General features: G+C 68.2%; 11 protein-coding genes. 3 read left to right on the top strand and 8 right to left on the bottom strand.

Features of this window, described 5'->3' with window-relative positions; translation table 11 throughout:
• From JX613_RS00245 to JX613_RS00215, 7 genes are all read right to left on the bottom strand, one after another.
• Entirely contained in the window at window positions 1–1,383 is a 1,383-nt protein-coding gene (locus JX613_RS00245; protein WP_207099453.1) for an SAF domain-containing protein, read from the bottom strand.
• Window positions 1,384–1,393: 10 nt separating this feature from the next.
• Window positions 1,394–2,899 carry a tripartite tricarboxylate transporter permease gene (locus JX613_RS00240; protein WP_207099452.1) on the bottom strand — a complete coding sequence of 502 codons (1,506 nt, stop codon included), beginning with the start codon at window positions 2,897–2,899 and terminating at the stop codon, window positions 1,394–1,396.
• 10 nt (window positions 2,900–2,909) lie between these two features.
• Entirely contained in the window at window positions 2,910–3,404 is a 495-nt protein-coding gene (locus tag JX613_RS00235) for a tripartite tricarboxylate transporter TctB family protein (RefSeq protein ID WP_207099451.1), read from the bottom strand.
• 66 nt (window positions 3,405–3,470) lie between these two features.
• Window positions 3,471–4,463 (bottom strand): tripartite tricarboxylate transporter substrate binding protein, encoded by a 993-nt coding sequence (locus tag JX613_RS00230; protein WP_207099450.1) that lies wholly within the window; start codon window positions 4,461–4,463, stop codon window positions 3,471–3,473.
• Between the two features lie 53 nt (window positions 4,464–4,516).
• Complete coding sequence (locus JX613_RS00225; RefSeq protein WP_207099449.1) at window positions 4,517–5,575, bottom strand: 4-hydroxythreonine-4-phosphate dehydrogenase PdxA; 1,059 nt, start codon at window positions 5,573–5,575, stop codon at window positions 4,517–4,519.
• A 133-nt stretch (window positions 5,576–5,708) separates the two neighbouring features.
• Entirely contained in the window at window positions 5,709–7,412 is a 1,704-nt protein-coding gene (locus JX613_RS00220) for a dihydroxyacetone kinase family protein (protein ID WP_207099448.1), read from the bottom strand.
• Window positions 7,409–8,341 carry a sugar phosphate isomerase/epimerase family protein gene (locus JX613_RS00215; protein ID WP_237168258.1) on the bottom strand — a complete coding sequence of 311 codons (933 nt, stop codon included), beginning with the start codon at window positions 8,339–8,341 and terminating at the stop codon, window positions 7,409–7,411. The genes JX613_RS00220 and JX613_RS00215 overlap by 4 nt, the downstream gene beginning before the upstream one ends.
• 187 nt (window positions 8,342–8,528) lie before the next feature.
• Between JX613_RS00215 and JX613_RS00210 the strand changes: the two genes are divergently transcribed.
• Entirely contained in the window at window positions 8,529–9,212 is a 684-nt protein-coding gene (locus tag JX613_RS00210) for a GntR family transcriptional regulator (protein ID WP_336512244.1), read from the top strand.
• Window positions 9,213–9,323: 111 nt separating this feature from the next.
• A complete protein-coding gene (locus JX613_RS00205; RefSeq protein WP_207099447.1) occupies window positions 9,324–10,343 on the top strand; it encodes a GlxA family transcriptional regulator in 1,020 nt (339 codons plus the stop codon).
• A gap of 161 nt (window positions 10,344–10,504) precedes the next feature.
• On the opposite strand, the gene JX613_RS00200 is transcribed toward JX613_RS00205, so the two are convergent.
• A complete protein-coding gene (locus JX613_RS00200) occupies window positions 10,505–11,500 on the bottom strand; it encodes a GlxA family transcriptional regulator (RefSeq protein WP_207099446.1) in 996 nt (331 codons plus the stop codon).
• A gap of 101 nt (window positions 11,501–11,601) precedes the next feature.
• Between JX613_RS00200 and JX613_RS00195 the strand changes: the two genes are divergently transcribed.
• Complete coding sequence (locus JX613_RS00195; RefSeq protein WP_207099445.1) at window positions 11,602–12,855, top strand: sarcosine oxidase subunit beta family protein; 1,254 nt, start codon at window positions 11,602–11,604, stop codon at window positions 12,853–12,855.
• Window positions 12,856–12,865: the final 10 nt, after the last annotated feature.

The raw sequence follows: 12,865 nt of genomic DNA, 5'->3' as shown, positions 1-12,865 counted from the left end.
TTACGACCAGTCCGTGATCGCGTCCTGCGCCGCGCGCAGGCGGTAAAGCTCGGACCCCGTATCCAGATCCACGTCGCCGCAAAGGATCATCTGCCCCGCTTTCACATCCCGTTTCAAACGACGCCCCGACAGCAGGTAATAGGGGATCGGCGTGTCATCGGACAGCGCCCGCGCGGGCGTCATCCGGCCCGAGACATGGGCGATGGTGTGGTGATGCCCTTCCGCCACCAGCAGCGAGCCTGCGGGCAGGTCGGCGTCGGCGTGCGCGGTCAGGTCCATCACCGGACGCGGCTTCTCGGCACCGGAGGAGACGCCCAGCAGCGCGACCTCGAACACCGTGGTCGCGGCCTCCATCCCCAGCAGGTGGCGCGGCAGGCCGATCATCGCCGTCTTGCCGTTGCGGGCGACCACATGGCCCTTGTCCCGCAGCATCTGCCACGTGTCATCGTCGTCACAGGCGACGGTGACGAAGACGCCGCCCGCGAAGCTGGCCTCGCCCGGCAGGCGCAGGCAGTTGAAGACATCAAGCTGGCCGTTCCCCTCCAGCAGCCCGCCATCGGCCACCGGGGCCATCAGGTCGGCCAGTTCGGTAACGCGGGCGATGGGTGCGTGGTAATCGGGGCGGTCGGGGGCCATTCCCAAGGCATTGGCCACCACCACCATCTCGCAAAGGTCGGGCACCGCGCGCTGCGGCAGCGGCACCAGCCGCGCGCGAGCGGCGATCACCTCGGCCCAGGGGCGGTCGCCCGCCTCCAGCCAGTCGCCAAAGCCCGGCGCGTCCACGATCACGCCGTTGCTGGTGATCTCATCGGTCGCGGGGTTGAAGACGAAGTCGTATTCGCTGGACTTGCCCGCCGCCACGATGCGCAGCCCGATCACCTGCGCCCAGGTGGCAAGCCCGATCAGCAGGCTCGGCTGGTCGCCGTCGATGGGGGAACAGACGACGCCGCGTTCCGCCGCCATGCGCGCCAGGATCGGGCCTGCCACGCTGTCGGTTTCCTTTGTGACCATCACCACATGCTTGCCCGATTCAATCGCAAGGCGCGCATGGCGGGCGCCTGCCTCAGGGTTGCCGGTCGCCTCCAGCACCACGTCAATCGGCAGGTCGGCCACCACGGCCAGATCGGCGGCGGCAATGGCGCGTCCCGCGTCCCAGGCCGCCCGCGCCGCCGCAGCGTCCGCGCATTCGGCCACATCCGTCACCCCGACCGAGGCCAGCACACCCGCCGCAACCGCCGCGTCCCGGTCAACCGCCACGCGGCAGGTCAGGCCGCGAACATGCCGTGCCTGGGCCAGGAAGCTGCGCCCGAAGCCGCCGGTGCCGACAATGGCGCATTCGACCGTCCGGGCGCCAAGACCCGCGAAATAGCGATGATGGTTCATGGTCCTGTCCTTATTCCACCGGCACCCGGCGCCGCAGGCGCGATCCCATCGACACCAGCTTGGGCAGCACCAGCAGCGCAATGCCCACGGCCATGATGCCGCTGACCAACGGGTTCGAGAAGAAGATCCCCAGCGACCCGTCCGACAGCACCATCGACTGGTGAAAGGCGTTTTCCGCCTTGTGGCCCAGCACCATCGCCAGGACCAGCGGCGCCAGCGGATAATCCAGGCGGCTGAACAGGTATCCCACCAGCCCGAAGACCAGCACCAGCCACAAATCGAACGTGGCGTTCGACACCGTATAGGCGCCCACGAAGCAGATCGCCACGATCATCGGGCCGATGATGGTGAAGGGGATGCGCAGCAGGGCCGCGAACATCGGCACGGTGGCCAGCACCAGCACCACGCCAATCAGGTTCGACACATACATGGAGGCGATCAGGCCCCAGACGAAATCGGGCTGCGTGGCAAACAGCATCGGCCCCGGCGTCAGGCCCCAGATCATCAGCCCGCCCATCATCACGGCCGCCGTGGCCGATGACGGCACGCCAAGCGCCAGCATCGGCAGCATCGCGCAGGATCCCGCGCTGTGGTCGGCCGTTTCCGGCGCGACGATGCCTTCCGGGCGGCCGGTGCCGAAGGGCGCGCCCTTGCGGCTGGACGACCGGGCGATGCCATAGCTCATGAAGGATGCGGCGGTCGGGCCGCCCGGCGTGATGCCCATCCAGATGCCGATGGCCCCGGACCGGAGATAGGTCGCCCAGTAACGCGGCAGTTCGGCGATGGTCCTGAACACGTCGCGCAGGTCGATTTTCGACGCCACGCCCCGGAAACGCAGGCCCTCCTGCACGGTGGACAGCAGTTCCCCGATGCCGAACAGACCGATCACCACGACCAGGAAGCTGATGCCGCCCAGCAGATCCTCGAACCCGAAGGTCAGGCGGATGGATCCGGTCACGCTGTCCATGCCGACGGATGCCAGCAGCAGCCCGGCGGCCAGCGACACCAGCGTCTTCATGGGGGCGGCGCTGCCCATGCCGATAAAGGCGGCGAAGGCCAGGAAATAGACCGCGAAATATTCCGGCGCGCCGAATTTCAGCGCAAAGTTCGACGCCCATCCCGCCAGCAGGGTGATGACGATCACGCCCAGCAGCGCCCCGAAGCCCGCCGACATGAACGCGAGCGTCAGCGCGCGGGTCGATTGCCCGGACCGCGCCATGGGATAGCCGTCGAAAGTGGTGGCGACCGAAGACGGCTCGCCCGGGATGTTGAACAGGATCGAGGTGGTCGATCCGCCGAACAGCGCGCCCCAGTATATCGACGACAGCAGGATGATGGCCGAGGTCGGATCCAGCGCGAAGGTCAGCGGGATCAGCAGCGACACGCCGTTCGGCGCGCCAAGGCCGGGCAGGACGCCCACGATCAGGCCCATCAGGACGCCGCCCACCATCAGCATCAGGTGCATCGGCGTGATGGCGATGCCGAAGCCGTGCATCAGAAGATCGAAGTTTTCCATATGCGCGCCCTTAGTAGATGCCCAGAAGCGGCTCGATCGGCCCCTTCAGCAGCGGAATCCTGAAGATCGCCTCGAAGATCAGATAAAGCGCGACCGCGAAGCCCGCCCCGGTGCCAAGCGCCAGGGGCAGGCGGTATCCGCCCTGCCGCCACGCGCTCCAGGTGATGTACAGGGTCGAGCCGACATAGATGCCCAGGGTCAGCGTGACGATCACGAAGACCAGCAGGGCGGCGATGAAGACGCCAAGGCGGCGGGCCTTGTCGCGGTCCAGGAAGGGTTCCTCGGGGTCGGACCCTGCGGCGCGGTGCTTGAGGAAGGCCGCGACCAGGTTCCACAGGCTGGCGCCGATCAGGATCAGCCCGACATGGAACGGGAAATAGCCCGCTTCGGGGCCGCTTTCCGTCCAGCCATGGCCCAGTTCGGTCGCGCCGATCACGCCCGCCAGGCCCAGAAGCCCGGTGGCGATGGCGGTGCCCAGTTCGGCGTGAAAGACCTTGACGGTCATGATGTCCCCCCTTGGATGGTCGCAGCACGCCCGCGCCGGGGGTCCGGCGCGGGCAGGGTCAGGCCCTTACTGGGCGGTCCAGCCTTCGGCCTCGAAGACCTTGACGGCATTGGCCTCGCTGGTCTCGATGAACCTGGCCAGTTCCTCGCCCGTCAGGAAGGATGCCGATTGCGAGGTCTTGGCGAGGTAGTCCTTCCAGTCCTGGCTTTCGGCGACCTTTTTGAGCGCGTCCTGATAATAGGCCAGCACCTCAGGCTCGGTGCCCGCGGGCAGCCAGACGGTGCGCGGCATCTGATAGCTTTCGATCTCCAGCCCCTGCTCCTTGCAGGTCGGGATGTCGTGCCAGCCCATGTCGCCGCTGACGGGTTCGCTTTCCGCCATGCGCTGCGGGGCAAAGACACACAGCGGGCGGATCGCGCCGGCCTGCCACTGGCCTGCGTTCTCGTTGGGGTTGTTGACGTTGGCCGCGACATGGCCGCCCGCCAGCTGCACGCCGACCTCGCCGCCGCCGTTGAAGGGGACGTATTTGAAGTCCGCGCCGGTCGTCTGTTCGATCAGCGCGACCAGGGTTTCATCGGTGTCCTTGGACTGGCTGCCGCCAAAGGGGATGGTGCCCGGCGCGTCCTTGGCGGCGTTCACCAGATCCATCACGGTCTGATAAGGCGAGTCCGCCTTGACCCAGACCAGGAATTCGTCAAGCGCGAGGGCCGCGACGGGCTGCAGATCCTCGACCGTGTAGGCCAGCTTGGCGACATGCGGCAGCAGATAGACGTTGTTTGTCCCGAAGATCAGCTTGTGCGGGTCGCCTTCGTTCTGGCGGGCATAGAGAAACGCCTCGGCCCCCGATCCGCCGCCCTTGTTCAAGACGACGATGGGGCTTTCCACGATCCCGTCGCGGGTCAGCACGGCCTGGATGGTGCGGGCGAAGTTGTCGGTGCCGCCGCCCGCGCCGGACGCGACGACGAATTCGACGGGGCGCGAGGGCGCCCATTCGGCCCATGCGGGCGCGGCCAGCATCAGCGCGGTCGCGGCCAGAAGGCCTGCTTTGGTCTTGGTCATGGTGTTCCTCCTCCGGGGAAAAACCGGCCCCGGTCAGGGCCGGAAACTGGTTCTTATTCGGCCATGGCGGCCTGCGCGCCCTCGACCCCGGCCGTGGCCCAGTCGGCGGGCAGCGGCTGGCACTCGCGGGGCGGGTTCAGCGCGGCCAGGCGCGCGCCCAGCAGGGCGGCTTGCAGCGTGGCGCCCAGGTCGGCACGGCCCTGGCCCGCGATGTCAAAGGCGGTGCCATGGGCCGGGGTGACGATCGGGAAGCCATAGCCCGCGATCAGCGTCACGCCCCGGTCGAAGCCCATCAGCTTCATCGCGATCTGGCCCTGGTCGTGATACATGGTCAGCACCGCGTCGAATTCGCCACGGATGGCGCGCACGAAAACGGTGTCGGACGGGATCGGACCCTTGGCGTCGATCCCCTCGGCCACGCCTGCGGCCACGGCGGGGGCGATGATGTCGTCATCCTCGGTCCCGAAGTTGCGGCCGTCGCCCGCATGGGGGTTCAGGGCGGCGACGCCAATGCGGGGGTTGGGCTTGCCCGCGCCAGTCATGGTTTCATGCGTCAGGCGCAGGCTGCCCAGGATGCGGTCCACGCTCATCCGGTTTGCGACCTCGCTCAGCGGGATGTGGGACGTGACGCGGGCGTTCCAGACCTCTTCCAGCACGTTGAATTCGCGGCCGGAACGGTCGGTGTCCAGCACGCGGTCGATGAAGCCGATCTCGTCGACATAGGCCGGGCGGGCGAGGCGCATGGAATGCTTGTTGAAGGGCGTGAACATCACCGCGTCGGCAACGCCTGCGCGGGCCAGCCGCAGCACGGCGGCGAAGTTCTGAAGCGAGGCCGCGCCGGTTTCCGGGCTGGACTGGCCCAGCGTCACGGTGCCTGCGGGGATGTTGGCCAGATCGACCAGCACATGGCCCGAGGGCAGGTCGCCCACCTGGTCGGCGCGGATGACCGGCAGGTCGAGCGTGACGCCCGCATGACGCGCGCCCATGGCCAGGACGCTGGCATCGCCCACGACAACCACGTCCTGACCCGCCATCGCCGGATCGGCCAGCAGTTTGGCCGCGAGTTCCGGCCCGACGCCCCCGGCGTCACCGATTGCCAAAGCTATGCGCATTCCCGATTCTCCGTCCTCTATGTAACATTCTGTATGCAGAATTTAGCATCAAATCCACCTGTTTTTCAGGCGATGCCGTCTGGCCTTTTGGTCAACCGGCGGGCGCACAGGCTGCGGTCCGCCGCTGAATTCGCTACAGATTTGCGCCCATGACCCGCGCGCATAGCGCCAGCGACACCGCGCCCGCATCCGGGTGGCCCAGGCTGCGTTCCGCCAACGGGCGCGCACGGCCCAAGCGTGGGACCAGCTGTGCCGTGGCGTCCGCGGCCTCGGTCGCGCGGGCGGCGGCGGCGGCCCAGGCCACGCCCAGGGTTTCACCGGCCGCGACCCGTTCGGCCAGCACCGTCACAAAAGGCACCAGCGCATCGACCAGCGTCTTGTCGCCCACCTGCGCGCCGCCCAGCCGGACGATGGCATCCTGCGCGGCCCGGGCGCCTTGCGCGACGGCCTGGGGGGACGGCTTGTCCGCGTCGCCAAGCGCCTGGCCCCAAGCCCGCAGCGCCACGCCCCACAGCGCGCCGGATGTTCCGCCCGCGCGGTCCGCCCAGGCATCGCCCGCCAGCGACAGCACCGTCCCCGCCCCTGCGCCTGCGATCACCGCCTTTTCGGCGGCAACGGCGGCGGCGGCCGATCCGCGCGCCATGCCCTGCCCGTGGTCGCCGTCGCCCGCCTGCGCGTCGATGCGGCCCAGTTCCTCCTCGGCATCGGCCAGGGCAGCCGCCACATGGCCGATCAGGGCGGCCACGCGGCGCCCGGCCTGTTGCGATTCCGGGCTGCCGGGGGCGATCTCGGTCACGGCCTCGGCGCCTGCGTCCACCGCTTCGGTTTCCAGGGCGCGCGCCACGGTGCCCTTGCGGAAGGCGGGGGCGTCGGCGGGCGCGCGCCAGTAACCCTCAAGCGCGTCGTCCAGCCAGGTGAGGGTCAGCGAACAGCCCGCCATGTCCAGGCTGGTGACGAACTCGCCCACCTCGGGGTCCACCACGGTCAGGCCCGCCTCCGCCAGCATCCCGGTCAGATGGTGCCAGAGGACGAACAACTCCTCGTATTTCGTGCGGCCCAAGCCGTTCAGGATCACCGCCACCCGCCCGTCATGGCCCGCCGGGCGTTCGGCCAAAAGCGGCTCCAGCAGCGTGCGCGCCAGATCCCTGGCGGGCATCATCGGCTTCGTGCTGATGCCCGGCTCGCCATGGATGCCAAGGCCCATGCCGACCTGGCCCGCATCGACCGTGAACAGCGGCGCGCCCTGCCCCGGCAGCGTGCAGCCGTCGAAGGCCAGGCCGAAGGACACCGTGGCCTTGTTCGCGCGGTCGGCCACCGCCATCACCGCGTCCATGTCCAGACCGGACTCGGCGGCGGCACCGACGATCTTGAAGACCGGCAGGTCGCCCGCCACGCCGCGCCGCTTGGCGCGTTCGTCAACCTTGGCGCTGGCCACGTCGTCCGTCACGGCCAGGATGCGCGCGTCGATCCCCTCGGCCCGCAGGCGTTCGGCGGCGGCGCCGAAGTTCAGCACGTCGCCCGCATAGTTTCCGAAGCCCAGGATCACCCCGCCGCCCCGGTTCGCCGCCCTGGCGACCCCATGGATCCACGCGGTCGAGGGCGAGGCGAAGACATCCCCCGCCACCGCGCCGTCCGCCAGCCCGGTACCCACATAGCCCAGGAAGGCCGGATAATGGCCCGACCCGCCGCCCACCAGCAGCGCCACCTTGCCGCGCGGCCCCGGCGCGGCGCGCACCGCGCCATGCGGGACGGCGCGCACGCGGTCGGCATTGGCGGCGCAGAACCCCTGCAAGGCGGTTTCGGCAAAGCGGTCGGGCGCGTCGAAAACCTGTGTCATGTGCGGATCCCCCTCAAGATCTGTCGGATATAGTCGCGGTTCCCGGCGCAGACGCCCAGGCCGTCGCCCCCGTAGTGTTCCACAAGGAAGGGGCTGTCAAAGCCCGCCGCGATCGCCTTGCGGATCGCCGCGCGCCAGTTGATCGTGCCGCCCATCAGCGGCGCGGGATGCGACATGATGATGCCCGAGGGATCCTCGATCCGGTAATAGTTCTTGACGTGCCAGTAGCCTGCGAAGGGGATGCACAACTCGATCATCTCGGACCAGTGTTCCACCGGGCGGTGCAGGCGGATCAGGTTGCCGATGTCGATGTTCAGCTTGACCGAGGGGTGGTCCACATCGGTGATAAAGCGCACCGCATCGCGCGCCGTGCCGACATAGGTGTCCTCGTACATCTCCAGCGAAATCCGGACGCCCAGGTCGTCGGCATGGCAGGCAAGGTCGCGGATCCGGTCCACGGCCAGTTGCCAGGTCGCGGGGTCGTCGGGGTTCTTCACGCCCTGTTCGGTCCAGAACCACAGCGCCTTCTGCTGCGCTGGCGTGAAGGGACCGAAGAAGCCGAAGCTGACGTGACGCGCGCCCAGTTCGGCGGCGGCGTCGATCACGCGGTGGCTGTAGGCGAGGTATTCGTCGCCATGCTGGGGGTCGATCACGCTGCGCCGGGACGTGGAAATCGCCGGAACGGACAGGCCCAGGTCACGGCAGATCGCCACGAACGCGGCCCGCCGCGCGGGATCCAGGTCGGCCACGCGCAGCCAGGAATCCGTAGGGTCCACGCAGTCAAAGCCCGCATCGGCAACCTCGGCCAGGTTTTCGGCCCAGACCTGCGGATCCGCGTCCTGGACCAGGCGGCCGTCGGGCAGGCGGCCCGGAAAGGGGATCATGGCCGCGGCAATGGGCCAGGTCTCGGCGGTCCAGGGGTGGGTCAACGCAACGCCTCCATCGTTCCTGCGCAGGATGGCCACGCGGCTGCGGCCTTCCGAATCGCTCCTCCGGCCGGAACGCTAGCATGGGAAAGAACGCAGGTTCAAGAATACTGTATGCAGCATTTAGCGCGCATGATTGACTCGCGTCATTCCGCCGCATACCCATGGGAAATAGCCAGGGAGGGCACAGGTGGTCGCGGTCAATCCCCAACCCAATCCGGAATCGGCCCGGATCGAGCGGCATTCGCTGCACGATGCCATCGTCACGCGCCTGCGCGACATGATCATCGAGGGCCACCTGCCCCCCGGCACCCGCATCAACGAGGGCCAGATTGGCGCGCAGCTTGGCGTGTCCCGCACCCCCCTGCGCGAGGCGATCAAGTATCTTGCCAGCGAGGGCCTGGTCGAGCTGGTCCCCAGCCGGGGCGCGGTGGTCAAGGCCTTCGGCGCCAAGGAGGTGCTGGACATGATCGAGGTGATCCGCACCCTCGAACAGTTCGCCGCCACCCGCGCCTGCCAGATCGCCACCAGCAACGACATCGGCGCGATCCGCGATCTGCATGACGAGATGGTGGCCTGCTACCGCTCGGGCGACCGGCTGCGATACTACAAGCTGAACCAGGCGATCCATTCGGGCATCGTGGCGCTGGCGGGCAATGCCGCGCTGTCGGACGTGCATGGCATGTTGCAGACCCGGCTGAAGCGCATCCGCTTCATCGGCCACGAGGGCCCCGAGAAATGGGCCAATGCCGTGGCCGAGCACGAGGAGATGATCGCCGCGCTGGAAGCCCGCGATGAGGGCCGCCTGTCCGCGATCCTGGGCCGCCACCTGACGCTGGCCTGGGAACGGGTCAAGGACAGCCTGCAACCCTGACGGGCGCGGCGCAAATCTCCTGCCGTTCTGCCGCATGGGTCCATTGTCCCGCCCCGGCCCTCTGTCACGCTGGCCGCGCATGGCCCGCAGCTTTCGCGACGGAGAACACAGATGGCACCCACCCCCCGGCGTTTCACGTTCCTTCTGCTGGACCGCTTCACCATGCTGCCCTTTGCGGCCACGCTGGACGCGCTGCGGCTGGCCAACAAGATGTCGGGGCGGCCGCTTTACGACTGGCGGCTGGTGGGGATGGGCGGGGATTTCGCCACCTGCTCGAACGGGTCGCGGATGGCGCTGGACGCGGGGCTTGACAGCGACGCGACCGTGGCCCGGGACGAGGCGGTGATCGTCTGCGGGGGCGACGACATCACGGCGCAGGCCAGCCGCCCGGTGCTGGCATGGCTGCGCAGGCAAGCGCGCGCGGGCGCGGTGCTGGGCGCGGTCTGCACCGGCAGCCATGTGCTGGCCCGGGCCGGGCTGCTGGACGGACGCCGCGCCACGATCCACTGGGAAAACCACGATTCCTTTGCCGAAACCTTCCCGGACGTGGACCTGCACCGGCAGGTCTTCGTCGATGACGGCAGCCGGCTGACGGCGGGGGGCGGCACGTCCTCCATCGACATGATGCTGCACCTGATCGGGCGGGTGCATGGGGCGGATCTGGCCGCGCAGATCGCCGACCAGATGCTGCACACGGCGATCCGCACCGGGGGCGACCGCCAGCGGCTGTCCATCGCAACCCGCATCGGCATCCGCCACCCCCGCCTTGCCGCCGTGGTGGAACGGATCGAGGCGAACTTGGAAAACCCCGTCAGCCCCTCGCAACTGGCTGCCGACGCGGGCATGTCCACCCGCCAGCTTGAACGTCTGTTCATGCGATACCTGAACCGCAGCCCCAAGCGGTATTACCTGGAGGCCCGCCTGGCCCGCGCGCGCCACCTGCTGCTGAACACCGACCTGCCCCTGATCGAGATCGCCATCGCCTGCGGCTTCGCCAGTTCCTCGCATTTCTCGAAATGCTATCGGGAACGGTATGGGACATCACCCTATCGCGAGCGGGGGGTCCAGAAGGCGGCGACGGTGGTGGCGATGCCCGCGCGGTCTGATGCGATGCTGGCCCTGGCAAGCTGACGTGGGGTGCGTGCTTGCACGCACCATTTGCAACGCGGCGCCATCGGTGCGTGCAAGCACGCACCGGTTTGACAGCCCCAGCTTAAGTGCGTGCAAGCACGCACCCTACGGTTCGATCAGCGTTGGATGAGCGGCTTCAGGACAGACCGGGGTCGTTCCACTCAGACCCCTTCCCTTGCCCCTTTCCGCCATTGTTCCGGCGTGACCCCCATCACGTCCCGGAATACCCGGATCAGGTGGGACGCGTCGCAAAAGCCCGTCTCGGCGGCGATCTGGCTGACCGTGCGGTCGGGGCGAGCCAGCAGCATCCGCACCTGGGACAGGCGCACGCGCATGAAGGCCTCGGCAGGCGACATGGACAGGGATGCGGCGAAGTGGCGTTCCAGCTTGCGGCGGCTGACCTGCAACTGGGCGGCGACATCAGCCACGGCGGGGGGCGTGTCCATGTTCTGTTGCAGCATCAGCAGGGCGCGGCGGACCAGGGTGTCCTGGGTCTTCAGTTCCAAGGGAAGGCCGGGTTGAGGGTCGTCGGCGGCCATGGCCTCGTCGATGATCATGATGTGCAGGCTTTTCTGCGCCGCCGCCCGGCCGATGTGGCGGTCGATCAGAAAGGCCGCCAGATGCGCGGAACTGGCCCCGCCGGAACAGGTCAGCCGGTCGCGGTCCACCACGAAGATGCGGTCGGACACCGGGCGCAGCCCGTCGAACTGTTCCAGGAAATCCTCGTGATGGAACCAGCTGACGCAGCAGCGGTATCCCCCCATCAGCCCGGCCCGGTGCAGGATGAAGGCGCCGGTGCAGACGCCCACCAGCGGCACGCCAGCCTTGGCGGCGCGGTGCAGGAAGGCGGTGTATTCGGGCTCCATCCGCTCGATCTCGTCGATCAGGCCGCCTACCACGACGATATAGTCGAAGCGCGACGGATCGCCCAGTTTTTCGTCCGGGGTGACGCTGATGCCGCAGCTTGACTGCACCGGCTGGCCCGATGTCGCCAGCACCCGCCAGGAACAGCGGATCGGGCGGGACCGGTCGCCCTCGTCCGCGGCCAGCCGCAGCACGTCCACGAAATTGGCGAAGGCCGATAGGGTGAAGCGCCGCGCCAGCAGGAAGCCGACGCGCAGCCGCAGGGACTCGGTGGGGGTGGTCACGTCGCGCATGACGCAAATGTAACACCACCCTGGCGCAGGGATCCAGTCGCCCGCGACGCGTTTCTGGCAGTTTCCAGGACATCCCGGAATCGCCCACAAGGTTTGCCCGCATGACCCGCTTCTCTGGCTTCTCGCTGCTCAAACAGGCGCTCAACGGCCACAAGGGTTGGAGGGAGCAGTGGCCCGACAGCCAGCCCAAGGCCGAATACGACGTGGTCATCGTCGGCGCGGGCGGGCACGGGTTGGGCGCGGCATACTATCTGGCCAAGGAACACGGCATCACCAATGTCGCGGTGATCGACAAGGGCTGGCTGGGCGGCGGCAACACGGGCCGCAACACCACGATCATCCGGTCGAACTATCTGTATGACGAAAGCGCCAAGCTTTACGACCACGCGCTGGACCTGTGGGAAAACCTTTCGCAGGAACTGAACTACAACGTCATGTATTCCAAGCGCGGCGTCTTGATGCTGGCGCATAACGTCCATGACGTGCAGTCCTTCCAGCGCCATGTCCATTCCAACCGGCTGAACGGCGTGGACAACCGCTGGCTGACCAGGGAAGAAGCCAAGGCCTTCTGCCCCCCGCTGAACATCTCGCCCGATGCGCGCTATCCGGTGGTGGGCGCGGCCTTGCAGATGCGGGCGGGCACGGCGCGCCATGACGCGGTGGCCTGGGGCTATGCCCGCGCCGCCGCCGCCCGTGGCGTGGACATCATCCAGAACTGCGCGGTCACCGCGATCCGGCGCGGGCCGGACGGGGCGGTGATCGGGGTGGATACCGCCAAGGGCTTCATCCGCGCGAAAAAGGTCGCAGTCTCGGCGGCGGGCAACACCAGCGTCGTGATGGACAGCGCCGGGCTGCGGATGCCGCTGGAAAGCTTCCCCCTCCAGGCGCTTGTCAGCGAGCCGGTGAAGCCGATCTTCCCCTGCGTGGTCATGTCGAACACCGTCCACGCCTATATCAGCCAGTCCGACAAGGGCGAGCTGGTGATCGGCTCGGGCACCGACCAGTACACCAGCTATTCGCAGCGCGGCGGACTGCCGCTGATCGAGCATACCGTGGCCGCGATCTGCGAGGTCTTCCCGATCTTCACCCGGATGCGGATGCTGCGCAAATGGGGCGGCATCGTCGATGTGACCCCCGACCGATCGGCCATCCTGGGCAAGACGCCGGTCAAGGGGCTTTACGTCAACTGCGGCTGGGGCACCGGCGGCTTCAAGGCCACGCCGGGGGCGGCGCATCTGCTGGCATACACCGTCGCCAAGGACGAACCGCACCCGCTGAACGCGCCCTTCACGCTGGAACGCTTCACCACCGGGCGGCTGATCGACGAAGCCGCCGCCGCCGCCGTCGCGCATTGAGGAACCCGCC

It is taken from the genome of Paracoccus shandongensis (assembly GCF_017315735.1).
GTDB classification, from domain to species: Bacteria; Pseudomonadota; Alphaproteobacteria; order Rhodobacterales; family Rhodobacteraceae; genus Paracoccus; species Paracoccus shandongensis.
This window is presented reverse-complemented; position numbering and strand designations above follow the sequence as displayed.